Source organism: Xanthomonas maliensis, assembly GCF_009192945.1.
Lineage (GTDB): Bacteria > Pseudomonadota > Gammaproteobacteria > Xanthomonadales > Xanthomonadaceae > Xanthomonas > Xanthomonas maliensis.
Map to the genome: position 1 here is coordinate 106,233 of NZ_NSET01000022.1, position 26,671 is coordinate 132,903.

A 26,671-nucleotide genomic window follows, 5' to 3' on the forward strand; every position below is an offset into this window, starting at 1 on the left:
ACCGTGGTCGTGGGCAAGGCCGTGCGCGCCATCTACCGACCCACGCGCGATGCAGGGATCCGGCCTGCCGGTGTTGCAGCTGCGGCGCAAGGCGACGGCGCCGGGGTGGTGCACGGCGCACACACGCGCACGCGGCAACGGGGCGACGCATGAGCCTGCATGTCGCCCAGCTCAACCTGGTGCCGGCGCCGCACGACTGGGATGCCGAGCAAGTGCTGTCGCAGTGGCCATCGCTGGCCACGATCGCCGACAGCGTCAGCAGTGCCGGCATCCGCGTCTCGGTGATCCAGGTTGCGCGCTGGCAGCGCACGCTGCACCGCGCTGGCGTGGACTACCACTTTCTCGATCCGGGCCCACGCGGCACGCGTGTACGTGCGCGTCGGCTGGGCGCACTGCTGCAGCAGCTTGGCGCCGATCTAGTGCATGTGCATGGTCTGGAATTCGCAGGCGATGCGCGCCGGCTGCGGCGGTGGCTGCCGCGCGTGCGGATCCTGCTGCAGGATCACGCCAACCGCCTGCCGCGCTGGTGGACGCGGCCGCTGTGGCGTTGGCGGCTGGCGGCGGCCGACGGGGTCGCCTTCACCACCTTGGCGTTGGCGCGGCCATTCCAGCGCGCCGGGTTGTTGCAGGGCCGCACGCAGTTGTTCGCGATTCCCGAATCCAGCAGTCGCTTCAGCCCTGGCGACCAGGCGCAGGCACGTGCGCAGACGCAGATCGGCGGAAGCCCGTGCGTGCTGTGGATCGGCCATCTCAGCGCGGGCAAGGACCCGCTGTGCGTGCTGGACGCGGTGGCGATGGCTGCCGCGCGCGCGCCGGAGCTGCAACTGTGGTGCGTGTTCGCCCAGGCACCGTTGCGTGTGGAAGTGGAACAGCGCATCCGCGACGACCCACGTCTGGCCACGCGGGTGCATTTGCTCGGCAAGGCGGATCACGCACAGGTGCAAACGCTGTTGCGTGCAGCCGATCTGTTCGTCTCCGCCAGCCATGGCGAGAGCTGCGGCTACGCAGCGTTGGAGGCGCTGGCCTGTGGCACCTTGCCGGTGTTGACCGACATCCCTGCATTTCGGGCGCTCAGCGCCGACGGGGCAATGGGCCTGTTGTGGCCGGTCGGCGACGCGGCGCAGCTCGCCGAGCGATTGCTGGCGTGTGTGCGCCAGCGGCCGTCGCGGGCGCAGGTCCGCGCGCATTTCGATGCACACCTGTCGTTGCCGGCGGTGGGCGCGCAGTGGCGTGCGGCCTATCACGCGCTGCTGGCCGCTGCGCCGGAGCCGGTGCGATGAAACTGGCGCTGGTGCTGCCCGGGGGAGTGGATCGTAGTGGCGAATATCGGGTGATTCCGGTGTTCCTGAGCTTGATCGAGGGATTGGCGCGCCAGCACGAGGTGCATGTGTTCGTGCTGCATCAGGAGCCGGAACCGGCGACCTGGCCGTTGCGTGGCGCCACCATCCACAATGTCGGCCGAACCCGCACGCGATTGCGTGCCATCGCCGCCGTGCGCGCAGAACATCGCCGTGCGCCGTTCGACGCCATCCAGGCGCTGTTTTCCGGTTACTGCAGCCTGGTGGCGGTGACAGCGGCACGCCTGTTGCGGCGGCCCAGCGTGGTGCACATCGCCGGCGGTGAACTGGTTGCCTTGCATGCCATCGGTTACGGCGGTCGGCGAACCTGGCGGGCACGCTTGCGCGAGGCAGTGACGTTGCGCCTGGCCGATGCGGTCACGGCCGCCAGTAGCCCGATTGTCGATGCGCTGCAGGCGTTAGGCATCCAGGCGCAGCGAATTCCGTTGGGGGTGGATCTACGCGCGTGGCCGGTGGCTGCGCCACGTGCGCGTGGCCCCGGCCCGTCTCGCCTGTTGCACGTCGCCAGCCTCAATCCGGTCAAGGACCAGACCACCTTGTTGCGCGCGTTGGCCGCGCTCAAGCGTGCCGGCGTGGCGTTCTCGATCGATCTGGTCGGCGTGGATACGCTGGACGGCGCGATCCATCGGCTGGTGCAACACCTCGGGCTGGACGAGCAGGTGCGCCTGTTGGGTTTCAAGACCCAGCGCGAATTGCGTCCATTGATGCTGGAGGCCGATCTGCTGGTGATGTCCTCGCTGCACGAGGCCGGACCGATGGTGCTGCTGGAAGCGGCGGTGGTGGGCGTGCCCACGGTCGGGACGGCGGTCGGCCACTTGGTGGAATGGGCGCCAGCGGCCGCGTTGGCGGTGGCGCCTGGCGATTGGGCGGCGCTGGCCGAAGCGATCCGGCAAGTGCTCGGCGACGAAGAATTGCGCCTGCGCCTGGCGTGGACCGCGCAATGCCGTGCGCTGCGCGAGGATGCCGACGTCACCGTGCGTCTGTTCGAGAGCGTGTACGCGCGACTCGGCAGCCGCTGAGCGCCGCGCCGCCGACGCGCGATGGTGCGATCGCACGGGTGTGCGCGTGGCGATCAGCTATCGTGCGCCCGGATCGCACCGTCGGCGCGACTGCGCCGCCGGCATCAGCCAAGCAGCAGATAGTGATCCAGCGCGGCACGCACGACATAGAGCATGTCGGTACGCGGGACCGGCCGGGTCAGTCGGGTCATCAGGCGCCGCGACTGGCTCTGCCGCACCCAGGGCTGGTCCTGCAGCCAGCGTTGCGTCCGCAACATGTCGGCGCGTTCCTGGCGACTCTCTGCATTGGGGACCAAGCGGTTGCCGACATAGCGCTTCGCATCGGCCAGCGTGCGCGACCAGCCCAGGCCGGGCAGGGCCGACAGCCAGAGACGCGAGCACGATGCCGATGTCAACGAATGCCGCGCCGCCAGCAGCCGCAGCCAGGGCGGGCAGTCGGCACGCAGCCGTGCGATCACCTCCGCCGGCACCGCGGCGCGGTAGTAGCGCTGCAGCAGCAATAATGGCGGCAATGCCCACCATGCATTCGGCGCAGCGGTGTCCTCCCATAACACCTCCCAATCGCGCCGTCCCATACGGGTGGAGAGCAGGGCGAGATCGTGCAGATGCATCAGCCGGATCGTGCGATGGCAGATGCCGCCGGCCGCGTGCAGCAGCAGATGGCACATCAGCGCACCGATGGACGGGTAGGGGTTCAGGCCGGGCTGCGGATGTTCAGGCAGGATGCGCGCGGTGATGTCGATGGTTTCCACGGGCAGCCGCTCCCGGATGCGGGTATGCAGCTCGATGTTGATCGGCGCATCGCGGTGCTCGCCCAAGCCGTCCACCACGACGGCGTGCTGCGGCGTGAAGGTCTGGTGCTTCCATTGCGTGAAGGACGCCACATAGCCAAGCTCGCACAACAACGCCGCCGTGGCCTCGGCATCCTGCGGCTCGACCAGCAGGTCGAGATCGGCCATCGGCCGATCGCCGGGGAGATACACGCCCAGCCGATGCAGCGCCGTGCCCTTCAGGCCGGTCAGCGCGATGCCGGTACGGCGGGCGGCGGCGTCGATCGCGGTCAGCAACACGGCAATCCGCCGATGCCGATCCTCGACGTGGCCGCGCTGCGTCTGCAGGAAGTCGCTCCACTGCCGGTCCTGCCAGAGCGAAGTGCGGTGCAGCAGCGGCGACACGCCATGCGCGGCGGCGGTTGCTGCTGCCAGCTGCCATTGCAGCGGGTCCCAGTTCGGTGCGCTCGCGCTGGGGCGGGCCAGTTCGTTGACCAAACATTCGGTGGCGGTCTGCAGGCCGCGTTTGAGCGTACGCAAGGAAGGTGACATGTGCGGATCTGCGAAAGCGGGAGGGAGCGGCAGCCTGATCGCTGCCGCCGGTGAGTTCAGCCGACCAGCACGCTGGTCAGCGCGCGGGCGGGACGTGGGGTGGGTGCCGTCAGTGGCGCGGTGCGATGCTGGCGTTCGTTGGCCAGCAAGGCCTGCCACCGCAGTTCCAGCGCCTGCGATTGGCGTGTGAATGTCGCGGCATCCAGCGTGGCAGCGGCTTGCTGCAGATCGACCTGGGTGTGCAACAGATCGCGCACGCTGCGATAGAAGGCCGAGTCGTAGGCGCCATGGAACATCATCGCCAGGTCGTCGCTGTCCTGCCAATGCGTCTTGCCGCCCAATTGGTTTTTCACCTGTTCGTAGAACTTGGTGCCGGGTAGCGGGTAGGACACGCTGACGCCGATGATGTCGGGCCGCGCCTGGGTGACCAGGTCGCGGGTGGCGAGGATGTCGTCCAACTCCTCGCCCAGGTAGCCGAGCTGGATGAAGAAGCCGACCCGGATGCCCCGCGCGCCCAGGCGCTGGCGCGCGGCAATCACGTCCTCGACCAGGGTGCCCTTGTTCATGGCGTCGAGGATGCGCTGGCTGCCGCTTTCCGCCCCCAGCCAGGCCTCGGTGCAACCGGCGCGCGCCAGCGCGGCGGCCATGCGGTCGCTGGCCAGGTCGGCGCGGGTCTGGATGGTGAAAGGGACTGCGCCATCGGCCACGCTGACGCGCGCGGCAAACGCCTCGACCCAGTCGATGTGGAAGCCGAAGATGTCGTCGGCCATCCAGATATGGTCCGGTTGGAAGTTGCGCTTCAGATGGATCATCTCGTCGGCGACTTCATGCGCTTCGCGGCGTTTGTAGTGATTGCCCCAGATCGGCTTGGCGCACCAGTTGCAGCGGAACGGACAACCCCGCGAGGCGGCCATGTTCAGGCTGAAATGGCCGTGGCGCTGGCGCCAGAATGCACGGTAGCGCGGCATGTCCAGCAAGTCCCAGGCCGGTGCATCCTGCAGGCGTGCATCTGGCGGCCGCGCGCCGCGGTGCGCGCGGGGTCCACTCGTCGCGGTGGCGATGTCGGCGACGTCGGCCAGCCAGTTGGCGCGATCGCAGGTTGGGGTTTCTTCCAGCCGCCCGACCAACTCCAGCAGCGGCGCGATGCCTTCGCCGATCAAGACCGCATCGGCACCGGCGGCCAGGAACGGCGCGGGATCATCGGAGGCATCCGAGCCGGCGACCAGCACGCGGCTACCGGCCGCGCGCGCCTGCGCGATCATCTGGCAGGCCGCCTCGCGCATGCGGTTGAGGCACATCTTGGTCAGGAAATTGAAGTTGTCCTCGTAGAACACCACCAGCTCCGGTTGCGCGGCGCGCAAGGCCGGGCCGTAGTCCTCCACGCCGTCGGCGAGCATGGCGTCGAACACGTGCAGCGCATGGCCGCGTCCGCGCAACAACGCCGCCACCTGCAGCGTCGCCAGCGGCGGATAGGGCTTGCCGCGCTCCCACTGCTTCGGGTCGTAACGCAGGAAATAGGAGTGACTGACCTGGATCGTGAGCATCTGCACAAGGGTCTCGTTCTGTCGTAGATGGCGTCGTGGCACGACGCGGCATCTGCTGTCTTCGGCTTGGCAGTAGGTGCCACCACGGTCCGCTTTGGTTGCCTGCGTGGATGCGCTGTGTCCTGCCCGCGTCGCGCGAACGCGTGCAACCTTTGCCGGCGATGCGCGCACACACGGCCTCCATCGCCGCGAAAGATCTGAGCAACACATGCCGCATTCGGCCGCATTGGCGGACGTCATGACAGCACTGAGCGCCGTTCCCGTTCAGAACACGTCCGCCGACGCATTCGGCGAGCGCCGGGCCCGGCGCGGCAGCGTGTGTTACGAGGTGCTCGGTGCCCGCTTTCGTTTCCACAGCGACAGTCCGGCGCTGTTGGCGCTGGTGGATGCGGCCTATGCGCGCCTGCCAGCGCATCGGCTGGCAGGCGCGCCGGAGTTCCATCTCACCCTGGACCTGCTGCCGCGGGCGGCACCTCACCCCGTGGCGGTTCCGCCACCGGTTCGTACGCACGCCTCGGGCGGATTGCTGTGCGGGGTCATGGATGCCCGCAACTATCTGATGCTGTCGGTGGACGCGCGCCACGCAATGGTGGTGGTATCGGAGGACATGCTCACGCACGCCTACTACGTGCGTTACGAACTGATCGAGTTTGCGGTGTTCCTGTTGGCGGCACGGGCGATGACGCTGGTGCCGCTGCATGCGGCCTGCGTCGGCCGGCAGGGACGTGCGGCGTTGCTGCTCGGTGCCAGCGGCGCCGGCAAGTCGACCCTGGCATTGCATGCGATGTTGCAGGGCTGGGAGTTCATCGCCGAGGACGGTGTGTTGGTCGCCGCCGACAGCCTGCTGGCGACCGGCGTGGCCAACTTCCTGCACCTGCGTGCCGAAACGCTTTCCTGGGTGCAGGCCGATGTGCGCGCCTGGCTGGCCGCTGCCCCGGTCATCCAGCGGCGTAGTGGCGTGCGCAAGTTCGAGATCGATATCCGCGGTGGTCAGGCCTGTCTGGCACCTTCGCCAAGTCGACTGGTCGCGGTGGTGTTTCTATCGCCGCAGGCGGTCGATGGCGATCGCCCACGGTTGCGGCCGCTGCCTGCCGCGGTCGTGGCGCAACGTCTGGCCGACGATCAGCCCTACGCCGCGGGCCAGCCGGGGTGGCGGGAGTTTCTGGCCAAGGTGCAGGCATTGGGCGCGTTCGAACTGCACCGTGGCCCACATCCGTCCGACGCCTTGGACGTGTTGCGAGGGCTGCTGGAATGAGTCGGCTGCGCTACCTGGCCACGCCAGCGCGATTGCAGCGGCGATGCGACGGGCATCCACGGGCGCACCGGTGCAGGTGAACGCGATCAACCCGCGCACGTTGCCTTGGCGAAGCCTGCGATCGCTGTTGCGCGATTTTGGAGCGACGCTGGAACGCGCCGACCTTGGCCGCATCGGCCTGTATGTCGGCGTTTCGCTGGCAGGTGCCGTGGCTGCGGGTCTGGCGGCAGTGAGCCTGGTGCCGTTGGTGCAGTCGGCGGCGACGCTGCGCGTGGCCGGTGTGCAGCTGGCGTTGCCGGGCGGATTGCCTGCGCAGGTCGCGCTGTTCGCGCTGGCGAGTGGGGTGTTTGCGCTATCGCGTTGGTACGCGGCCCGACTGGCCGCGCAACTGAGCAGTGCCTATGCGCTGGCCTTGCGTCGTCGCGTGCATGCGGCCTTGCTGGATGCGCCGTTGTCGGCCCTGGCCGATGCCAGCTCGGCGGAGATCGCCAACGTGCTGACCTACAACGTGGAGATCGCCACCCAGGGGTTCAGCGCCCTGCTGCAGCTGGCGGTCGCCGCCATCACCGCCTTGGTGAGCCTGGTGCTGGCGTTGTTGATCGCGCCGGCGCTGGTATTTGCGGTGCCGCTGCTCGCGGTGCTGGGCTGGTGGGGCGCGCGCAGTTCCAGTGGGCGCACACAGGCACGTATCAGTCGTGCCTACGTGGCAGACATGACGCAGCTGTTCTGGTTGAGCGAAGACTTTCCGCGTCGTTTGCGCCATGTGCGTTCGTTCCAACGCGAGCCTAGCGAGCGCGCCGCATACGCGCAGATGTCCGCACGGCTGGCCGACGGTTACGCACAGCAACAGGCACTGGTGGCCGACAGCCGGCTGCTGCTCGAAGTGGGGGCGGCCGCAGCCATCGTCGCCATCCTGGTGCTGGCCAATCTCTGGCAGGGCGGCGAGCGCGCCGCCTTGATCGCGGTGAGCCTGCTGCTGGGCCGGCTATTGCCTTATCTGGTCACCACGCGTCAGAGCGTGCAGCAGTTGAGCGCCGCGTGGCCAGCATTGCAGCTGTGGCAACGCCACGTTGCCCTGGCGGCGCCGCCGTCGCCGCGCGATCCGGCGCCGCCGCCGTTACCGGCGCCGGTGCGGATCCAGCGCTTGGTGTTGGGCGCACCGTTGTCGGCCTTGCAGATCCCGCCGATCACCTTGGCGCCGGGGACCATCACCCTGATCGTCGGCGCATCCGGGGTCGGCAAGAGCAGTCTGATGGACGTGCTGTCGGGACAGGTCGCGCCGGTGGCGCTGTCCGCGACCCTGGCCGGGCGGCCTCTGGACGCGAGCGACTATGCCCGCCTGGTCGGTGGCTGCGGCTATCTCGGTCAGGGCGTGCGTCCCTGGCAACACCGCGTGCGCGACTGCCTCGCGTGGGCGGCGCCGGAGGCCAGTCCTGCACGGATGTGGGCCGTGCTGGACGATGTCGGCCTGGGCGCCCGTCTGCGCAGCGATGGGGCAGGGCTGGACACCACGCTCAATGGCAGCGAGGGGCGCCTGTCCGGTGGCGAGCTGCAACGCTTGCTGCTCGCCCAGGTGTTGCTGCGTCGCCCGCCGTTGGCGCTGCTGGATGAAGCGACCAGCGCGCTGGATGCGGCCTCGGAACAACAGGTCCTGCAGGTGTTGCGTCTGCGCCTGCCGCTGACGGCCCTGGTCGTGGTGTCGCATCGCACCAGCCTGGCGGGCATCGCCGATCAGACCGTGACCCTGGCGGTCGCATCGCCGAGTGCGCGACGCGCCAACGTGGCCGAGTGACGCGATCGGCGGGCGTGTCGGCGCGACACCTGCACGTCAGTGCGCGATCTCTTCCAGCGCCCGATGACGCGTCGGCGGCCCGAACAGCGCGATCACGGCGGCCACGATGGCCATGCTGATGGCGATGAAGGCAAGCACCCCGGTGCTGCCGACATGCGCGAGCAAGGCGCCGATCAGGATGCTGCTGAACGCCGTGGAGAGTCGGCTGCAGGAATAGCACAGCCCGACCGCGCGTGCGCGTAGCGCCGTTGGAAACAGCTCGGCCTGATAGCCGTGGTAGGCGAAGCTCATCCAGGCATTGCAGAACGCGATCAGCGCACCGCAGACGATCCAGCCGGCCGGTTGATGCTGCAGGGCGAACAACACCCCGCAGAGCATCGCGCCCACCGCCGAGGCGGTGACCTGCCACTTGTTCTCCCAACGCTTGGCCAGCGGCAACAACAGCAACGGCGCCAACGGGTACGCCAGCGAAATGGCGAACGAATACCCCAGGCTCTTGGTCACTGTCGTGCCTTGCGCGGCAATCAGCGCCGGCAACCAGTTGCCGAAGCCATAGAATCCCATCGCCTGGAACACGTGGAAGACCACCAGCATCGCCATGCGGCGACGATAGGGCGGACGTACCAGCGCGGCCATGGTCGATGGCGTGGTCGCCGTGGCCTCCGGCACCAACGGTTGCGGCGCCGGCAGCGGCGCGCCGACATCGCGGCTGCAGGCGGCTTCCAATCGGGCCAGGACTGCATCGGCGTCGGCATGGCGTCCCTGTGCGGCCAGCCAGCGTGCCGATTCGGGCAGCCGGCTGCGCAGCCACCAGATCGCCAGTGCGAATACACCGCTCAGCAGCACCACCCAGCGCCAACCACTGAGCCCGAGTAGCGGGTGCGGCACCAGCAGCCAGGCGGTCAGCGCGACCCCCGGCACGGCCAGGAATTGCAGGAAGAAGGCCACCGCAAAGGCGGATCCGCGCATGTGCCGTGGCACCAGTTCGGACAGATAGGTGTCGATGGTGACCAGTTCAACGCCCAGGCCGATGCCCACGATGAGCCGCCAGCCAATCACGCCGACGGCGCTGTCCTGCAGGCCCATGATCACGGTCGCGGCGGTGTACCAGACCAGGGCGAAGGTGAAGACCGGTCGCCGACCGAAACGATCGGTAAACGGACTGAACAAGGCGGCGCCGATGAACAAGCCGAGGAAGGTCGAGGTTGCGAAGGCCGCTTGGTCGGCGATGCCGAACACGCCCTGGTCGCCCGCGGCGAAGATCCCGTCGTGCAGCAGCCCCGGGCTGATGTAGGCGGTCTGGAACAAATCATACAGCTCGAAGAAGCCACCCAGCGCCACCAGGATCACCAGCCGCCAGAGGGTCGCGCTCGCCGGCAGGCGGTCGATGCGGGCCGCAATCCATGCCGGTGTGGAGGCGGAAGCAGAAGGCGCAGACGCGGTGGCGATCATGGCAGCAGCGCAGCAGTGGAGGCCGGCACAGCTTAGGCATCCCGGGGTCGAATGCCGTCGCTTCGCTTCGCCGCCCGCGCGGCCGATTCGTGCCAGACGGTCCGCCGGCGGGCACTTGCGGCGCGCGGGATGGCCGTCATGGCAGGCCCGGTGTTCGCCTGCTGGGATACTGTAATCCTGTGTTGCGCCCCTTGATGTGCTGGCAAACCGCGCCGACCAGCCCCATGTCGACAGCATCTTCTTCGATGGGACCGCGCGATGACGCCGATTTCCGTACTCGACCTCGCACCGGTGTGCGAGGGCAGCGATACCACCCAGGCGTTCGCCAATATGCTCGACCTGGCACAGCATGCCGAACGGTGGGGGTACCAGCGTTATTGGTTGGCCGAGCACCACAACATGCCGGGCATCGCCAGCGCGGCCACTGCCGTGTTGATCGGTCATGTGGCCGGCGGCACCAACACCATCCGCGTCGGTGCCGGCGGCATCATGCTGCCCAATCACGCACCGCTGCAGGTGGCCGAGCAATTCGGCACGCTGGCCTCGCTGTATCCACAGCGCATCGACCTGGGGCTGGGCCGCGCACCCGGTACCGATCAGCCCACCGCACGCGCGTTGCGCCGTTATTTCGATAGCGCCGACCAGTTTCCGCAGGATGTGGCGGAGTTGTTGCGCTATTTCGCCCCGGCAGTGCCCGGGCAGTTGGTGCAGGCGGTACCCGGCGCCGGCTTGAGCGTGCCGGTGTGGCTGTTGGGCTCGAGTCTGTTCAGTGCGCGTCTGGCCGCCGCAATGGGGTTGTCGTTCGCTTTCGCCTCGCATTTCGCGCCCGATGTGATGGACGAGGCAGTGGCGATCTACCGTCGCGAGTTCCGCCCGTCGGTGCATCTGGATAAGCCGCGCGCGATGCTGGCGCTCAACGTGATCGCCGCCGACAGCGAGGCAGAAGCCAAGCGCCTGTTCACCACCCAGCAACAGAGTTTCGTCAACCTGCGTCGCGGCCGTCCGGGCAAGATCCCGCCGCCGATCGACGATATCGAGGCGTTCTGGCAGCCGCACGAACGTGCGGGTGTGGAGCGTGCATTGGCCTGCACCGTGTTGGGCGATGCCGAGCAGGTGGCGCAAGGCGTGGCCGACTTCGTCGCACGCCATCGTCCCGACGAATTGCTGTTCACCGCCAACATCTACGACCATGTCGCGCGCTTGCGCTCGTTTCAACTTGCCGCCGAGGCCTGCCAACAGACGGAACTGAGCCCTGCGTGATTCACGGGCTCTTGCGCGGCGATCGGCTCAGATGCATGCATTCCAACGGAGTCGAGAGGTAACAGCATGCAGGACGAGCAGCGCAGCGACAGCATCCGCCAACTGGCCGAGCTGATCCGTGGCGTGGAGGTGGCGATGTTCACCACCGTGTCCGCCGATGGCCGGCTGGTGAGCCGTCCGCTGGGCACGCAGGAAGTGGAGTTCGATGGCGATCTGTGGTTCGCCACTGCCGCCGACAGCCCCAAGGTCGCCGAGATTGCCGCCGATCCACGCGTCAATGTGGCCTATGCATCGCCGGCGAAGAATACCTACGTGTCGGTCGCCGGCACCGCTCGTGTTGTCGACGACCGTGCCAAGATCGCTGCGTTGTGGTCGCCAGCGATGAAGCTGTTCTTCCCCGGCGGCAAGGACGATCCGAATCTGCGTCTGATCCATGTGCGCGCTGAATCGGCCGAGTACTGGGATGGCCCGGGCGGACTGCTGGGCAAGGCCTTGTATTTCGTCATGACCGCCGTCACCGACGATCCCGGCAGCCTGTCGGACAACCGCATCGTCGATCTGAAGTAAGCCGAAGGTTGGCCCGCTGTCGCGCTCAGCGCCAGGCGGCGGGCCACCACTCGCGGATCAGGTCCAGCAACTGATCGGACGTCACCCCGAACACCGCCACCGATGCCAGCCCCGCGGTCCAGGCGGCCAACAACAGCGCGCCATCGCGTTCGAGCAAGGCCAGAGCGAACACCAGCAGGATCAGGCCGAACAGATAATTGGTGAACGGAATCGGCAGGGTCAGCAGGATACCCACCGACACCAGCAGCACGCCGGTGAACATCTGCGCTGGCAGGCGGTCGAGCAAGCCGGGCAAACGTGGCTTGAGCACGCGATCCAGCCGTTGCAACGTCGGCGCCAGCTTGGCGACGAAACGCTGGCCGGTGCTGCGACGCGGCCCACGCTCGCCAATCATGCGCGGGACCCAGGGCTTGCGCAGTCCGCACAACAACTGCAGGCCGATCAGAATCGTCAGCGGGCCGCTGATCCCGCCGGCCACGCCAGGGATGGGGATAAAGGCCGGCAGGATCGCCAGGAACAGAAACACGCCGAACGCGCTCTGCTGCAGGTCGGCAAGAATGTCGCGCACGCGCAGCACCTGCTCCGGATCGCCATCGGCGAAAGCCGCCAGCAGACTGCGGATGCCTTCGTTGCGGTAGCGCATGCGCGCCTGATCGTCCGGACCGGAGCGGTGTTGCCCGCTCTCATCCGACGATGTCATCACTGTCCTCGTCGCCGATCCGGCGCAGCAGCAGCTTGTCCACGCGCGCACCATCGAGATCGACGATCTCGATGCGCCAGCCGGCCCAGTCGAAGAATTCGCCGGCCTGCGGAATACGCCCGAAGTAATAGATGCACAGTCCAGCCAGCGTGTGGTAATCGCCGTCCTCGGCGTCGGGCAGTTCAGCGGCCAGTACCTCGCGCAGCTCTTCCACCGGCAGCGAGCCATCGATCAGCAGCGAGCCGTCGGCGCGGGTCACCACCAGCGCGTCTTCGTCGGGATTGTCCACCGACTGCAGCCGGCCGACCACCGCGCCCATCAGGTCGCTGAGCGTCACCAGGCCGCGGATCTCGCCGTACTCGTCGACCACCAGTGCCATCGACTGCTGTTCCTCGCGGAAGATCTCCAGCAATTTCATCGCATGGGTCGATTCGGATACGAACAAGGTGTCGCGCAATTGCTGGAACAGCTGCGCGCCGTGACCGTCCATTCGCGTGACCAGCGACTTGACCTCCAGCACGCCGGCGATGTCCTGGTCGCTGCCGCGATACACCGGGTAGCGCGAGAACTCGTGCTCACGCATCACTTGCAGGTTGCGCTCCGGCTCGGCGTTGGCGTCCAGCCAGGCGATGCGGTTGCGCGGGGTCATCAGGCTGTCGGCAGTGCGGTCGCCCAGGCGCATCACCCGGTTCATCATGTCGCGTTCGTGGGCGTCGATCACGCCGGCCTCGTGGCTTTCGGCCACCAGCATGCGGATTTCTTCTTCGGTCACCGACGCCGATTCGTCCTTGCCCAGGCCCAGCATCCGCAGTACCAGCCGGGTCGAATGCGATAGCACCCAGACCCCGGGCGCAGCGATCTTGGCCAGCCAGCCCATCGGCATCGCCACGAAGCTGGCAATACTTTCCGAGCGGGTCAGGGCAAGGCGTTTGGGTACCAGTTCGCCGAAGATCAGCGTCAGGAAGGTGATCAGCACGATCGCCAGGGTCTTGCCGATCAACTGCGACCATGGTTGCGGGGCGCCGAACAGCGCGACGCCGCCTGCCAGCGCCGGGAACAGCGCCTGCAGCTTGATCGCGATCGCCTCGCCGATGGCGTCGCCACCGAACACGCCGGTCAGGATGCCGATCGCGGTGATGCCGATCTGCACGGTGGACAGGAAGTGCTCGGGGTTCTCCGCCAGCGCCAGCGCCTTGCCCGCGCGCGCGCTGGACTGCGCCATCTGCTTGAGCCGGCTCTTGCGCGAGGTCATCAACGACATCTCCGACATGGCGAAGAAGCCGTTCAACACGATGAGGGCGATGACGATCAGGAACTCAACCACGGGCGTCTTCCCCGGTCAGTGAAGGGGAGGGCGGTGTGGAGCCTGGGTGGCCTGGGCGCGCAGGAGCGGGCCGCCGGCAGGGGGATAAGGGGGCGTCTTCCATAGGATGCGCCCGTAGGCGCGCTGGCATGGTAGCAAACCGGCAGCGTCGGTGGAGCCGGGACATGCGGGTGTGAAGGCGGTCGAGGTCGCCGATATACCCAGAGGGGTCATGCAACGGTCATAATTCGCCCCTGGTGCCGTCTCTCCCTCGACGGCAGGAAGTTGTCCACCCATGTTCTCGTTGCAGACCATCTTCGGCTCCGGCAAGCAGTTCTATGCGCTTCTGAACGAGGCGGCACAGGCCGCCTACGACAGCACCAAGGCGTTGCACGCCATGATGCGCGAGTCCGACCGCCAACCCGCCCTGGACGCCTTCAAGCTGGCCCGCCTGCGCGAGCGCGCCGCTTCCGACAAGATCGGTCAGGCGCTGGTGGACAGTTTCATGACCCCGATCGAGCGCGAGGACATCGAGGCGCTGGGGTCGGCGCTGTACAAGATTCCCAAGCAGGTCGAGAAGTTCGCCGACCGCTACTCGCTGGCCACCCAGCATCTGGAGCACATCGACTTCGCCCCGCGCGCGGCGATGCTGGAACAGGCCGCCGCGGTCGTGGTGGAGATGGTCAACGACCTGCCGAACATGCACATCGACCGCATGACCGCGCTCAACGACAAGCTGCGCATGCTGGAGAACGAGGCCGACCGGCTGATGCTGGAGCTATACCGCGACATCTATTCCGGCCGTCTGGACAACCTGCAGATGTTCCTGCTGAAGGAGTTCTTCGAAATCCTGGAGAAGGCCATCGACCGCTGCCGCGAGGCCGGCGTGGTGGTCTACCAGATCGTGCTGAAGAACAGCTGAGGTTCGCGCGTGCTGACTCTTGTCCTGGTGGTGATCCTGGCCGCGTTGGTGTTCGAGTTCATCAACGGCTTCCACGATACCGCCAACTCCATCGCCACCGTGGTGGCGACCAAGGTGCTGTCACCCGGTTGGGCGGTGATGCTGGCCGCCGGCATGAACCTGGTCGGCGCCTTGACCGGTACCGCGGTGGCGCTGACCATCGCCTCGGGGCTGCTCAATACCGAGGTCGTCGAGGTCACTCCGCAGGTGATCCTGTGTGCCCTGCTGGGCGGCATCATCTGGAACCTGATCACCTGGTGGAAGGGCTTGCCCTCGTCGTCCTCGCACGCGTTGATCGGCGGGCTGTGCGGTGCCGGGCTGGCGGCGGCGCAGAACAATTGGCATGCGCTGATCTGGTCGGAGAACATCGGCAACTGGGCCAAGAACAAGGGCCTGCTGTGGAAGGTGTTCGTGCCGATGATCACCTCGCCGATCGCCGGCTTCGTGCTCGGCATCGCGGTGATGTTGCTGTTGTGGGCGATCATCGCCGGCATGGCCCGGCTCGGCGGCCCGATCGGCCGATTGGCGCGGCCGCGGTGGGTCAATGCCTTCTTCGGCAAGGCGCAGATCGCCTCTGCCGCCTACATGGGCTATGCGCACGGCCACAACGACGCGCAGAAGACCATGGGCATCATCGCCATGACGCTGATCGGCGCGCAGTCGGCCGGCGTGCTGGACGATCTGCCCGGCTGGCTGGCGTTCCTGCGCCCGGGCGCGGGCCTGGCGGCCGGCGACGGTATCCCGATGTGGATCGTGCTGACCTGCGCGGTGGTGATGGCGGCGGGGACGGCCTCGGGCGGCTGGAAGATCATCAAGACCCTTGGCCACAAGATGGTCAAGCTGCATCCCATCCACGGCTTTGCTGCCGAGACCAGTTCGGCCACCGTGCTGACCCTGGCCGCGCACTTCGGCATGCCGGTATCGACCACCCACAGCATCTCCACCGCCATCATGGGCGTGGGCTTTGCGAAGAATCCCCGTTCGCTGCGTTTCGGCGTGATCGAGCGGATCGTCTGGGCCTGGATCCTGACCATCCCGGCGGCCGGCGGGGTGGCCTACCTGATCCTGCGCGGATTCGAGTTGCTGGGCTGGAGCTGAGACGATGTCGCGACGCGGTCACGCGTGGCGATCATGCTGCGGTGCTGTTGCGCAAGGGATCTGCCGTTACCGGGGTCGTCTGCGCGTGATACGTAGAGACCTTGTTCGATGATGCTTGCGCTGGTGTGCGTATTGTTCGGGTTCGCCTGGTGGATCGATCGGCGCGGACTGCGGCGGTTTTCCCGCGTATTGGGCGGCATCAGTCTGCTCCTGGTGTTTGCGGTCGGCTGCGGCCCGCTGCCGATGTGGATGCTGCAACACCTGCAGCGCACCGGGGTCAACGATTTCGACGGCTGGGGCGCGCGCAACGTCATCGTGCTGTTGGGCGCTGGCACCGTGCGCCCGGAGGGACGTGACGCCGTCGCCGAAGCCAATCTGTTCGCGTATGGCCGCATCATCGAAGCGGCACGGCTCTATCGGCAGTGCCGGCATCGCAGCGGCGATTGCAAGATCGAAATCAGCGGTGGCGATGCGCGCGGCCTCGGGATGTCCGAGGCGATGGTCTACCAGCGCGTGTTGATCGGGCTGGGGATCGACCGGGCGGATCTGATCATGGAGCCGTCCAGCATGAATACCTGGCAGAACGCGCAGTTCAGCCAGCCGCTGCTGCGGGCGTACCGACCCGACCGCATCGTGCTGGTGTCCTCGGCCACCCATCTGCGTCGCGCCGAACTGTACTTCCGGCATTTCGGCATCGACGCGGTGCCGGTGCGCGCCGATTGGCTGACCGCTTCCTGGTCGATCCTGCCGCAGAGCTACAACTTCACCCTGGCCGATGTCGCCTTGCACGAGTACCTGGGCATCGCACGCTACCGCTTCTATCAGTGGATGGGCTGGAACGTGAAGGCGGTCGAACCCGGCGCACCCTGAGCGCCGGGGTGATGCGCCGCAGCGCCGCACTGGCGGCGCTGCCCACCTCGCTCGGTTCGCTCAGCGGATCTCGTACATCGCCTTGACGTCGTCGCGGAACGCGGCCTGGCTGTCGGGGCGGTTGTAGAACATGTGGCCGCCCGGATATTCGCGCACCTGCACCCGATCCGGATCCTTGCCCATCGAGGGCATCTGGTCGACGGTCAGCACCGAACCCATGAACGGGCAGGAGAGATCGTTCCAGCCATGTGCGATCAGCACGCGCAGTCGGGGATCGATGGCGACCGCCTGGCGCAGCTGGGTCACCGAGCCCTTGCGCAGTTCATCGTTCCAGTCCCACAGTTTGTTGACGTCGTAATTCAGCGCCTGGTAGCGCGCATCCACTTTCCAGCCCACCACGCGGGTGACGAAGTCCACCATCGCGGTGGTGGTCGGCGCGATGATGCTGTCCAGCAACGGGTCGTTGGCGCGTTGCTCGGGATCGTTGGGGAACGGATCGAACGCGGTGACGTTGGAGTCGTAGCGGCTGCCGAGCTCACCCTTGTCGCGGAATACTTCGCGCAGATAGGACTGGGTTTCCAGCCGGCCGCCGGCGCGCCGGACATAGGCCGGATCCAGGCCGGTCATGCGGGTGACCTGTTGCAGCATCGCCTCGGTCGCCTGCGGATCGGAGCGGCCCTTCATCAGCGCGACCACGTAGTCGCCACGGGTGTAGTCCACCACCTTCCGCATTTCGGTGGCGCTGAGGTGGCCCTGGCGTTCGAGATGCGCGGCAGCGATCGAGGGCAGGGTCATCATCCACGCCATCGGCGATACGTCGCTGTTGTCGTCCAGCGTGGGCGACAGGTAGGGCGATACCAGCACCACACCATTCATCGCCACCCCTAGCCGCGTTTGCAGATAGTGGGTGATGCGCGGACCGCGGAAGCCGCCGTAGCTTTCGCCAACCAGATATTTGCGCGACTGCAGTCGGCGATGTTTCAGCAGCCAGTCGTAGATCACCCGCGACAGATATTCGATGTCGGCCTGCGGGTTGTAGAACTGCTTCTTGGCCTGGTCATCGTCGACCAGCGAGCGGCTGAAGCCGGTGCCGATCGGATCGATGAACACCAGGTCGGTGAAATCCAGCCAGGTGCCCGGATTGTCGTGCAGGGTCGCCGGTGCCGAGGCGCTGTCGCCTTCTGAGCCAAATGCGACCACCTTCGGCCCGATCGCGCCCAGATTGAGGTAGACCGACGCCGCGCCCGGGCCGCCATTGAGGGCGAAGGTCACCGGCCGGTCCTTGCCGTCGACGGTATAGGCGGTAAAGACCACGTCGCCCAGCGATTTGCCATGGTCGTCGCGGACCGGCAGCGCGCCAACGGTGGCGGTATAGGAAAGGCTGCGTCCGGCCACCCGGGTGCTCTGGCGCACGCTGGCATCGGCTGGCAACGGTGCCGGCTTGGCGGCATCGCCGCTATCGGACTTGGAAGAAGACGCCTGGTTGGCGGCGGGCGCGTCGCCGGCGATGGCCAGCGCCGGGACGGTCAGCAGGACGCAGGCCAGCAGGCTGGCACGCAGGAACGTGGGCATGGCATCGACAGGTGGCGGACGGAACCACCGATGCTACGGCGCCGCTCGCGGTCGCTGGATGTGCAAAAAGGCATGCCGCTGCGCCGGCGCGAACCGGGCTGCCGACCCACGCGCACCCGGCGGCGCAGCCGCGCCACCGGGCCACTGCCGGCTCAGACCTCCAGTGAAGCGAGGTCGCCCTTGGCTTCCAGCCATTGCTTGCGATCGCCGGCGCGCTTCTTGGCCAGCAACATGTCCATCAACGAGCGGGTCTGCTCGCCATCGTCGATGGTCAACTGCACCAGGCGGCGGGTGTCAGGGTGGATGGTGGACTCGCGCAACTGCTGCGGATTCATCTCGCCCAGGCCCTTGAAGCGGGTCACGCTGAGCTGGCCCTTGATCTTCTCGCGGGCGATCTTGTCCAGCAGGGTGGTCTTCTCTTCTTCGTCCAACGCGTAGAACACCTGCTTGCCCACGTCCACGCGGAACAGCGGCGGCATCGCCACGAACACGTGGCCGGCGGCCACCAGCGCGGGGAAGTGCTTGAGGAACAGCGCCGTCAGCAACGTGGCGATATGCAGTCCGTCGGAGTCGGCGTCGGCCAGCACCACCACCTTGCCGTAGCGCAGGCCGCTGATGTCGTCCTTGCCCGGGTCGCAGCCGATCGCGATCGCCAGGTTATGCACCTCCTCGGAGGCCAGCACGCTGCCCGAGGCCACTTCCCAGGTGTTGAGGATCTTGCCGCGCAACGGCAGGATCGCCTGGAAATCCTTGTCGCGCGCCTGCTTGGCGCTGCCGCCGGCCGAGTCGCCTTCTACCAGGAACAGCTCGGTGCGCGAGAGATCCTGGCTGATGCAGTCGGCCAGCTTGCCGGGCAGGGCCGGGCCTTGGGTGACCTTCTTGCGAACGATCTGTTTTTCGGTCTTCAGCCGCGCGCTGGCACGGTCGATGGCGATCTGCGCGATCTTCTCGCCGATCTCCACGTTCTGATTGAGGTAAAGGCTGAAAGCGTCGTGCGCGGCGCCTTCGATGAAGCCGGCAGCCTGGCGCGAAGACAGGCGTTCCTTGGTCTGACCGGAGAACTGCGGGTCGGTCATCTTCAGGCTGAGCACGAAGGTGACGCGGTCCCAGACGTCTTCCGGCGCCAGCTTGACGCCGCGCGGCAGCAGGTTGCGGAAGTCGCAGAATTCGCGCAGCGCATCGGTCAGGCCCGAACGCAGGCCGTTGACGTGGGTGCCGTGCTGGGCGGTGGGAATCAGGTTGACGTAGCTTTCCTGGACCAGCTCGCCTTCCGGCACCCAGGCCGCCGCCCAGTCCACCACCTCGGTGTCCTTCTTCAGGCTGCCGACGAACAACTCGGCCGGCAGCAGTTCGCGCTCGGCCATTTCGCCCTTCAGGTAGTCGCGTAGGCCGTCTTCGAAGTACCAGCTGTCCTGTTCGCCGGTGGCCTCGTCGTGCAGCTTGACGGTCAGGCCGGGGCACAGCACCGCCTTGGCGCGCAGCAGGTGGCGCAGCGCACGGACGTTGAATTTGGGGGTGTCGAAATACTTGGGGTCGGCCCAGAACCGCAGCCGCGTGCCGGTGTTCTTCTTGCCGACGGTGCCGACCACTTCCAGCTTGGACGCGGCATGGCCGTCGCGGAATTCCATGCGGTGCTCGCTGCCTTCGCGCTTGATGAACAGCTCGACCTTGGTCGACAGCGCATTGACCACGCTCACGCCCACGCCATGCAGGCCGCCGGAGAAGGTGTAGTTGCGGTTGCTGAACTTGCCGCCGGCATGCAGCCGGGTCAGGATCAGTTCTACGCCGGGGATCTTTTCTTCCGGATGGATGTCCACCGGCATGCCGCGGCCGTCATCGGACACTTCGCAACTGCCGTCCTTGAACAGCGTCACCTCGATCTGCTTGGCATGTCCGGCCAGCGCTTCGTCGACCGAGTTGTCGATGACTTCCTGCGCCAGGTGGTTCGGGCGCGCGGTGTCGGTGTACATGCCGGGGCGGCGCTTGACCGGGTCCAGCCCGGACAGGACTTCAATATCGGCAGCGTTATAACGGGTGTTCATGCATCTCGTCGGCACGTGAAACGACGCGCAAGTGTGGGGTCTGGCGGGATTTTTTGCACGCGCGGCGCGTTCAGTGGCGGGCCACGCCACGCTCGCTACGCTAACCCTGGAAATCGGACACAAACGTCCCCACCTAGGGCGTAACCGATTGCCGGAGGACACCATGAAGGTCAAGTACATGTTGATGCTCGCCGCCGCCGTTGCGGCAGTGACGGCCTTGCCGGCGCTGGCCCAGGCAGCCCCGCAGCAGTCCGGCCAGCGCGCCGATGCGCCCAAGGCCGCCGACGACAAGGCCAAGAGCGAGGCCGAGCGCAAGGCCGAGCGCCGCGCCGCCGCGGCCGCCGAGAAGGCCAAGGCCGAGAAGAGCGGCAAGCTCAACCAGCGCGAGGAAGAGGAAGAGGACAAGGCGCGCTGAGTCACCGTCGCATCGCGATGCGCCAGCGCCCCGGCTCGTCCGGGGCGCTTTGCGTTTGTGCCGGTGGCGAGCCCTGCCACTGCGCGCTCGCCAATGCAATGCTTGGGCATTGGCGCATCACCCGTTAAACTATGGCTTTCCGGGAGGCCTTGAGCCCCATGACTCCCCTGATTTTCGTAACAGGCGGTGTAGTGTCCTCGCTAGGCAAGGGCATCGCCGCTGCTTCGCTTGCGTCCATTCTTGAAGCGCGTGGCCTGAAGGTCACGATGATGAAGCTGGACCCGTACATCAATGTGGACCCGGGCACGATGAGCCCGTTCCAGCATGGCGAGGTCTACGTCACCGACGACGGTGCCGAGACCGACCTGGACCTTGGGCACTACGAGCGCTACGTCCGCACCCGCTTGTCGCGCAAGAACTCGGTGACGACCGGCCGGATCTACGAGAACGTCATCCGCAAGGAGCGCCGCGGCGACTACCTCGGCGCCACCGTGCAGGTCATTCCGCATATCACCGACGAGATCCGTCGCTGTGTCGACGAGGCCACGGCCGGCTTCGACGTGGCCCTGGTGGAAATCGGCGGCACGGTCGGCGACATCGAGTCGCTGCCATTCCTGGAAGCGATTCGCCAGGTCCGCACCGAGCGTGGCGCCGAGAAGGCCATGTTCATGCACCTGACCCTGGTGCCGTACATCGTCGCGGCCGGCGAGTTGAAGACCAAGCCGACCCAGCACTCGGTCAAGGAGCTGCGCTCGATCGGCATCCAGCCGGACGTGCTGCTGTGCCGGTCCGAGCAGGCCATTCCCGATTCCGAGCGCCGCAAGATCGCGCTGTTCACCAACGTCTCCGAGCGTGCGGTGATCAGCTGCGCCGATATCGACGTGCTCTACGGCATGCCGTTGGAGCTGCACCGGCAGGGCCTGGACGAGATCGTCATCGACCAGTTCAAGCTGCGCGACAAGGCCGGCGCGGCGGATCTGTCGGAATGGTCGGCGGTGGTGGACGCGGTCAAGCATCCGCTCGACGAGGTCACCATCGCGGTGGTCGGCAAGTACGTGGACCACCAGGACGCCTACAAGTCGGTGGCCGAGGCGCTCAAGCACGGTGGCCTGCGTCAGCGCACCAAGGTCAACCTGACCTGGCTGGAAGCGCAGGACCTGGAAAACGCCGGCATGGAGGCGCTGCGCGATGTCGATGGCATCCTGGTGCCCGGTGGGTTCGGCGATCGCGGCTTCGAGGGCAAGGTGCAGACCTCCCGCTATGCGCGCGAGCACAAGGTGCCGTACTTCGGCATTTGTTACGGCATGCAGGCGGCGGTGGTGGACTATGCGCGCCATGTTGCCGCGCTGGAGTCCGCCAACAGCACCGAGAACGATCGGCAGTCGCCGCATCCGGTGATCGGGCTGATCACCGAGTGGCGCACCGCGACCGGCGAAGTGGAAAAGCGCGACGAGAAATCCGACCTCGGCGGCACCATGCGCCTGGGCCTGCAGGAACAGCGCCTCAAGCCCGGCACGCTGGCGCGCGAGCTGTACGGCAAGGACGTGGTCGCCGAGCGCCATCGTCACCGCTACGAGTTCAACAACCGCTACCGCACGCAGTTGGAAGACGCCGGCCTGGTGATCTCGGCCAAGTCGATGGACGATACCTTGGTCGAAATGGTGGAGCTGCCGCGCGAGGCGCATCCGTGGTTCCTGGCCTGCCAGGCGCACCCGGAATTCCTGTCCACCCCGCGCGACGGGCATCCGCTGTTCATCGGCTTCGTACGCGCCGCGCGCGAGCGCAAGGCGGGTGGGAAGTTATTGAAGGAAGCGCGTGCGTGATTATTCCCTTCTCCCGCTGGGAGAAGGTGGCGCGACATGCTGGAACAAGGCTATAGGCGAAGCCGCCTGCGCTTCGATGCGGACAGGCTTCGCCAACGCCTCCTAATCCCTCCCTGATTGAGAGGGGCCAAGCCCGGATCATTGCTCTCCCTCAAGGGAGATGCTCAAACGCAATAGGTGACCTGATGAAACTGTGTGGCTTCGAAGTCGGCCTGGATCAGCCCTTGTTCCTGATTGCCGGTCCCTGCGTGATCGAATCGATGCAACTGCAGTTGGACGTGGCTGGGCGCTTGAAGGAGATCACCGGCAAGCTCGGCATCAACTTCATCTTCAAGTCCAGCTTCGACAAGGCCAATCGGACATCCGGCACCAGCTTCCGTGGCCCCGGCCTGGAAGAGGGCTTGAAGGTGCTGGAGGCGGTGAAGACCCAGATCGGCGTGCCGGTGCTGACCGATGTGCACGAGTACACGCCGATGAACGAGGTCGCCGCGGTGGTCGACGTGCTGCAGACCCCGGCGTTTTTGGTGCGACAGACCGATTTCATCAAGAACGTCTGTGCGGCCGGCAAGCCGGTCAACATCAAGAAGGGCCAGTTCCTGTCGCCGTGGGACATGAAGCCGGTGGTGGACAAGGCCAAGTCCACCGGCAACGAGCAGATCATGGTCTGTGAGCGCGGCGCGTCGTTCGGTTACAACAACCTGGTCAGCGACATGCGTTCGCTGAGCGTGATGCGCGAGACCGGCTGCCCGGTGGTGTTCGATGCCACCCATTCGGTGCAGCTGCCAGGCGGGCAGGGCAGCAGTTCCGGTGGCCAGCGCGAGTTCGTGCCGGTGCTGGCGCGCGCGGCGGTGGCGGTCGGCGTGGCTGGCGTGTTCGCCGAGACCCATCCCGACCCGGCCAAGGCGCTGTCCGACGGCCCCAATGCCTGGCCGCTGGACAAGATGGAAGCCTTGCTGGAGACCTTGCTGGCGTTGGACAGCGTGACCAAGCGCCACGGCTTTCTCGAGCAGGGCGTCTGAGCGATCCGCTTGGCGCAGCGGCGGTCGTGCGACCGCCGGCTTGGGAATGGCGCCGTTGGCCCTGGGGTGAGGGGCGCTGGGTCTATCGCTCGCTGCATCGGGGTGTTGGGTCGCCATGGGGGTCTTGATGGCGGCCAGCATCGGCATGCCTGGCGATGGCAGCCATGCGCTGCAGGCGACGCGGGTGCCGATGCTGCTCGCCCTGCCCGCAGCTGCATTGGCGACGTTGGGTGCTCTGGTCGCCAGCCCGCTCGCGTTTGGGCTGCAGCGCCAGCCTGGTGCGGCGGCCATCGGTCTTGCGTTACTGCTCGTGCCGCTGGTGGTGTGTGGCTTGCCGTTGCTGGGCCTGATGGCCGACAGCGCCGTCGTCGGCCTGTTGCGCGTCCGCTCTCCCGCGATTTGGCAATAGGGCGGTGTGCGGCGATAATCCGGCAGCTGTTTCCGGTGTACTCCCCCCTTTACTGGTAACCGATCGGACCTATGACCACTATCGCCAAGATCCTCGCCCGCGAAATCCTCGACTCCCGCGGCAATCCCACGCTGGAGGCGGAAGTCACGCTGGAAGACGGCTCGTTCGGCCGCGCGGCAGTGCCGTCGGGTGCTTCGACCGGCACCAAGGAGGCGGTGGAGCTGCGCGATGGCGACAAGACCCGCTATCTGGGCAAGGGCGTCGGCAAGGCGGTCGGCAACGTCAACGGCACCATCGCCGACACGCTGAAGGGCTTCGATGCCGCCGACCAACAGGGCCTGGACCGGCGTTTGATCGATCTGGACGGCACCGAGAACAAGGGCCGCCTGGGTGCCAATGCGCTGTTGGGCGTCTCGCTCGCCGCCGCGCATGCGGTGGCGGCCTCGCGCAAGCGGCCGTTGTGGCAGTACTTGTCCACCATCACCGAGTCGGACGTGGCGCTGCCGGTGCCGATGATGAACATCATCAACGGCGGTGCGCATGCCGACAATAATGTCGACTTCCAGGAATTCATGGTGCTGCCGGTCGGCTGCAGCTCGTTCTCCGAAGCGCTGCGCGCCGGCACCGAGATCTTCCATTCGCTCAAGTCGGTGCTCAAGGGGCACGGCCTGAGCACTGCGGTGGGCGATGAAGGCGGCTTCGCACCTGACTTCCGCAGCAATGTCGAAGCGCTCGATACCATTCTCGAAGCGATCGGCAAGGCCGGTTACACCGCTGGCGAAGACGTCATGCTGGGTCTGGATGTGGCCTCCAGCGAGTTCTACGACAACGGCAAGTACAACCTGGTCGGCGAGAACAAGCGTCTGACCAGCGAGCAGTTCGTCGACTTCCTGGCCGACTGGGTTGCACAGTACCCGATCATCAGCATCGAAGATGGCCTGGCCGAAGACGACTGGGCCGGCTGGAAGCTGCTCACCGATCGCGTCGGCAGCAAGGTGCAACTGGTCGGCGACGACCTGTTCGTCACCAATCCGAAGATCTTCAAGCAAGGCATCGATTCGGGCACTGCCAACGCGATCCTGATCAAGGTCAACCAGATCGGCACCTTGACCGAGACCCTGGAAGCCATTGCGATGGCCCATCACGCCGAGTACGCGGCGATCGTTTCGCATCGTTCCGGCGAGACCGAGGACACCACCATCGCCGATATCGCGGTGGCGACCACCGCGACGCAGATCAAGACCGGTTCGCTGTGCCGCAGTGATCGCGTCGCCAAGTACAACCAGTTGCTGCGCATCGAGCAGGCGCTGGGGTCCGGCGCGCGTTACGCCGGTCGCGACGCGTTCGTTTCGATCAAGCGATAAGTCATGCGCAACTGGCGGTGGCTGCTGTTGGTGCTGGCATGTTTGCTGGCGTGGCTGCAGTACCGCTTTTGGTTCGGGCCTGGGAATTCCGGCGAGGTGATGATGCTGGAAGCCCAGGTCGCGCATCAGGCCCAGGACAACGAAGGGCTGCGCCAACGCAATCAGGCCCTGGCCGCCGAGGTCAAGGATCTCAAGGACGGCGAGGCAGCGATCGAAGAGCGCGCACGCAGCGAGCTGGGCATGATCAAGCCCGGTGAGACGTTCTATCGCGTGGTCGAGGATGCGCCTGTCACGCCGCCTGCCCAGCCGCACGGTGATGCCCAAACGCCAGGCTCGCCCGCAGCCGGGGAGCAGCCATGACCGGCTCGGTGTGGGCGATCGTGCCCGCGGCCGGACGCGGCACCCGCTTCGGTGGGCCGGTCCCCAAGCAATACTTGCAAGCCGCAGGCGCGCCGTTGATCGCCTACACCTTGGCGGCCTTGGCCGCCCATCCGGCGGTCGCCGGCATCCTGGTCGTGGTGGCGCCGGACGATGTCGACTGGCCGGGTTGGACTGCGGTCCATGCCACGCCAGTCATCACGTGCGTCGGTGGTTCCACCCGTGCGGCCTCGGTGCTGGCCGGTTTGCTGGCCTTGCCGGAGAGCGTGCGCGCCGACGATTTCGTGCTGGTGCACGATGCGGCGCGTCCCAATCTTGCGCTGGCCGATCTGGAGCGCTTGCTGGAGATCGGTCGCGGCGATCCAGTAGGGGCCATCCTGGCCGCGCCGGTGCGCGACACCCTCAAGCGCGCGGGCGACGATGGTGGCATCGATGCCACCGAGCCGCGCGAGCGGCTGTGGCGCGCACTGACACCGCAGCTGTTTCGCCGTCATCAGCTGATCCGCGGGCTCACCGAAGCGGCGGCGGCCGGGGTAGAGGTCACCGATGAGGCAATGGCGATCGAGCGCCTGGGCCTGCGGCCGTTGTTGGTGGAAGGTGCCGAGGGCAACTTCAAGGTCACCACGTCCGCCGACCTGGCGCGTTTCCAGTTCGAACTGGCGCATCGGGACCCGGGACCTGGCACCCGGGACCCGCAAAGCGCCGCTCCACCGTCATTCGTATTTGCGCCTGCCGTTCCGGGTTCCGGGACCCGGGTCGCGGGTCCCGAAGAGATTTAACGCCTCATGTCCTTCAACTTCCGTATCGGCCAGGGCTACGACGTGCATGCGTTCGGCCCGGGCGACCATGTGATGCTCGGTGGCGTCCGCGTGCCGCATAGCCAGGGCGTGCTCGCCCACAGCGATGGCGATGTGGTGCTGCATGCGCTCTGCGATGCGATGCTAGGTGCGCTGGCGCTGGGGGATATCGGTCAGCATTTCCCCCCCTCCGATGCGCGCTGGAAGGGGGCCGACAGCATCCAGTTCCTGCAGCATTGCGATCAGCTACTGCGTGCGCGCGGCTGGTGTGTTGGCAATGCCGACGTCACCGTCGTGTGCGAACGCCCCAAGGTTGGCCCGCATGCGTCGGCGATGCGCGCGCGCATCGCC

The 26,671-nt window shown here is 66.8% G+C and carries 24 protein-coding genes; 17 read left to right on the forward strand and 7 right to left on the reverse strand.

The genetic code is table 11. The features are described 5' to 3' along the window. Positions 1 to 149 precede the first annotated feature (149 nt). Both CKY51_RS07460 and CKY51_RS07465 read left to right on the forward strand, forming a co-directional pair. Positions 150 to 1,280 (forward strand): glycosyltransferase family 4 protein, encoded by a 1,131-nt coding sequence (locus CKY51_RS07460; protein ID WP_022972980.1) that lies wholly within the window; start codon positions 150 to 152, stop codon positions 1,278 to 1,280. Further along, positions 1,277 to 2,377: a glycosyltransferase family 4 protein gene (locus CKY51_RS07465; protein ID WP_022972979.1), complete on the forward strand. Its 1,101-nt coding sequence runs from the start codon at positions 1,277 to 1,279 to the stop codon at positions 2,375 to 2,377. The genes CKY51_RS07460 and CKY51_RS07465 overlap by 4 nt, the downstream gene beginning before the upstream one ends. Positions 2,378 to 2,481: 104 nt before the next feature. Here CKY51_RS07465 and CKY51_RS07470 read toward each other — a convergent pair whose 3' ends face one another. Together CKY51_RS07470 and CKY51_RS07475 are read right to left on the reverse strand one after the other, a co-directional pair. Further along, positions 2,482 to 3,699 carry a nucleotidyltransferase family protein gene (locus tag CKY51_RS07470; protein ID WP_022972978.1) on the reverse strand — a complete coding sequence of 406 codons (1,218 nt, stop codon included), beginning with the start codon at positions 3,697 to 3,699 and terminating at the stop codon, positions 2,482 to 2,484. A gap of 56 nt (positions 3,700 to 3,755) precedes the next feature. Beyond that, a complete protein-coding gene (locus CKY51_RS07475) occupies positions 3,756 to 5,243 on the reverse strand; it encodes a B12-binding domain-containing radical SAM protein (protein WP_022972977.1) in 1,488 nt (495 codons plus the stop codon). A gap of 208 nt (positions 5,244 to 5,451) precedes the next feature. Here CKY51_RS07475 and CKY51_RS07480 point away from each other — a divergent pair, with 208 nt between their 5' ends. Together CKY51_RS07480 and CKY51_RS07485 are read left to right on the forward strand one after the other, a co-directional pair. Further along, the gene (locus CKY51_RS07480) at positions 5,452 to 6,498 is read left to right on the forward strand and encodes an Hpr(Ser) kinase/phosphatase (RefSeq protein ID WP_022972976.1); all 1,047 of its coding nucleotides are present in this window, start codon (positions 5,452 to 5,454) and stop codon (positions 6,496 to 6,498) included. Between the two features lie 43 nt (positions 6,499 to 6,541). Beyond that, a complete protein-coding gene (locus tag CKY51_RS07485) occupies positions 6,542 to 8,290 on the forward strand; it encodes an ATP-binding cassette domain-containing protein (RefSeq protein WP_081641411.1) in 1,749 nt (582 codons plus the stop codon). A gap of 36 nt (positions 8,291 to 8,326) precedes the next feature. On the opposite strand, the gene CKY51_RS07490 is transcribed toward CKY51_RS07485, so the two are convergent. After that, positions 8,327 to 9,742: an MFS transporter gene (locus CKY51_RS07490; protein ID WP_022972974.1), complete on the reverse strand. Its 1,416-nt coding sequence runs from the start codon at positions 9,740 to 9,742 to the stop codon at positions 8,327 to 8,329. 258 nt (positions 9,743 to 10,000) lie between these two features. Here CKY51_RS07490 and CKY51_RS07495 point away from each other — a divergent pair, with 258 nt between their 5' ends. Both CKY51_RS07495 and CKY51_RS07500 read left to right on the forward strand, forming a co-directional pair. Next, on the forward strand, positions 10,001 to 11,002 hold the full coding sequence (locus tag CKY51_RS07495; protein WP_022972973.1) for an LLM class flavin-dependent oxidoreductase: 1,002 nt from the start codon (positions 10,001 to 10,003) through the stop codon (positions 11,000 to 11,002). Positions 11,003 to 11,068: 66 nt separating this feature from the next. Next, positions 11,069 to 11,569, forward strand: a complete 501-nt coding sequence (locus CKY51_RS07500; RefSeq protein ID WP_022972972.1) for a pyridoxamine 5'-phosphate oxidase family protein — start codon at positions 11,069 to 11,071, stop codon at positions 11,567 to 11,569. Between the two features lie 25 nt (positions 11,570 to 11,594). On the opposite strand, the gene CKY51_RS07505 is transcribed toward CKY51_RS07500, so the two are convergent. Together CKY51_RS07505 and CKY51_RS07510 are read right to left on the reverse strand one after the other, a co-directional pair. Continuing rightward, entirely contained in the window at positions 11,595 to 12,269 is a 675-nt protein-coding gene (locus CKY51_RS07505; RefSeq protein WP_031340088.1) for an exopolysaccharide biosynthesis protein, read from the reverse strand. Then, positions 12,253 to 13,593 carry a hemolysin family protein gene (locus CKY51_RS07510; RefSeq protein WP_022972970.1) on the reverse strand — a complete coding sequence of 447 codons (1,341 nt, stop codon included), beginning with the start codon at positions 13,591 to 13,593 and terminating at the stop codon, positions 12,253 to 12,255. Before CKY51_RS07510 ends, CKY51_RS07505 begins: the two co-directional genes overlap by 17 nt. 274 nt (positions 13,594 to 13,867) lie before the next feature. On the opposite strand from CKY51_RS07510, the gene CKY51_RS07520 reads away from it, so the two are divergent. The 3 genes from CKY51_RS07520 (at position 13,868) to CKY51_RS07530 (ending at position 16,501) form a co-directional block, all read left to right on the forward strand. Then, positions 13,868 to 14,494, forward strand: a complete 627-nt coding sequence (locus tag CKY51_RS07520; RefSeq protein ID WP_152249055.1) for a DUF47 domain-containing protein — start codon at positions 13,868 to 13,870, stop codon at positions 14,492 to 14,494. A 9-nt stretch (positions 14,495 to 14,503) separates the two neighbouring features. Further along, the gene (locus tag CKY51_RS07525; RefSeq protein WP_022972968.1) at positions 14,504 to 15,631 is read left to right on the forward strand and encodes an inorganic phosphate transporter; all 1,128 of its coding nucleotides are present in this window, start codon (positions 14,504 to 14,506) and stop codon (positions 15,629 to 15,631) included. A gap of 108 nt (positions 15,632 to 15,739) precedes the next feature. Beyond that, positions 15,740 to 16,501: a YdcF family protein gene (locus CKY51_RS07530; protein WP_022972967.1), complete on the forward strand. Its 762-nt coding sequence runs from the start codon at positions 15,740 to 15,742 to the stop codon at positions 16,499 to 16,501. A 60-nt stretch (positions 16,502 to 16,561) separates the two neighbouring features. Here CKY51_RS07530 and CKY51_RS07535 read toward each other — a convergent pair whose 3' ends face one another. Together CKY51_RS07535 and parE are read right to left on the reverse strand one after the other, a co-directional pair. Further along, the gene (locus CKY51_RS07535) at positions 16,562 to 18,073 is read right to left on the reverse strand and encodes a S10 family peptidase (protein WP_152249056.1); all 1,512 of its coding nucleotides are present in this window, start codon (positions 18,071 to 18,073) and stop codon (positions 16,562 to 16,564) included. A gap of 152 nt (positions 18,074 to 18,225) precedes the next feature. Beyond that, complete coding sequence (parE, locus tag CKY51_RS07540; protein ID WP_031340085.1) at positions 18,226 to 20,115, reverse strand: DNA topoisomerase IV subunit B; 1,890 nt, start codon at positions 20,113 to 20,115, stop codon at positions 18,226 to 18,228. Positions 20,116 to 20,278: 163 nt separating this feature from the next. Between parE and CKY51_RS07545 the strand changes: the two genes are divergently transcribed. The 8 genes from CKY51_RS07545 to ispF all read left to right on the forward strand — a co-directional run. Then, on the forward strand, positions 20,279 to 20,530 hold the full coding sequence (locus CKY51_RS07545) for a hypothetical protein (RefSeq protein ID WP_031340083.1): 252 nt from the start codon (positions 20,279 to 20,281) through the stop codon (positions 20,528 to 20,530). Between the two features lie 158 nt (positions 20,531 to 20,688). Next, positions 20,689 to 22,353, forward strand: a complete 1,665-nt coding sequence (gene pyrG / locus CKY51_RS07550; protein ID WP_022972963.1) for a CTP synthase — start codon at positions 20,689 to 20,691, stop codon at positions 22,351 to 22,353. Positions 22,354 to 22,538: 185 nt separating this feature from the next. Next, a complete protein-coding gene (kdsA, locus tag CKY51_RS07555; RefSeq protein WP_152249057.1) occupies positions 22,539 to 23,372 on the forward strand; it encodes a 3-deoxy-8-phosphooctulonate synthase in 834 nt (277 codons plus the stop codon). Positions 23,373 to 23,499: 127 nt separating this feature from the next. Continuing rightward, positions 23,500 to 23,781, forward strand: coding sequence for a hypothetical protein (locus tag CKY51_RS07560; protein WP_238319552.1), 282 nt, complete (start codon positions 23,500 to 23,502; stop codon positions 23,779 to 23,781). 71 nt (positions 23,782 to 23,852) lie between these two features. Further along, positions 23,853 to 25,145: a phosphopyruvate hydratase gene (eno, locus tag CKY51_RS07565; RefSeq protein WP_152249058.1), complete on the forward strand. Its 1,293-nt coding sequence runs from the start codon at positions 23,853 to 23,855 to the stop codon at positions 25,143 to 25,145. Between the two features lie 3 nt (positions 25,146 to 25,148). Next, positions 25,149 to 25,505 (forward strand): cell division protein FtsB, encoded by a 357-nt coding sequence (gene ftsB, locus CKY51_RS07570; protein ID WP_022972958.1) that lies wholly within the window; start codon positions 25,149 to 25,151, stop codon positions 25,503 to 25,505. Beyond that, positions 25,502 to 26,302 (forward strand): 2-C-methyl-D-erythritol 4-phosphate cytidylyltransferase, encoded by an 801-nt coding sequence (gene ispD / locus CKY51_RS07575; RefSeq protein ID WP_022972957.1) that lies wholly within the window; start codon positions 25,502 to 25,504, stop codon positions 26,300 to 26,302. The genes ftsB and ispD overlap by 4 nt, the downstream gene beginning before the upstream one ends. Before the next feature lie 6 nt (positions 26,303 to 26,308). After that, positions 26,309 to 26,671, forward strand: a 363-nt coding sequence (gene ispF / locus CKY51_RS07580; protein ID WP_152249059.1) for a 2-C-methyl-D-erythritol 2,4-cyclodiphosphate synthase, incomplete at its 3' end; no start/stop codon positions are given.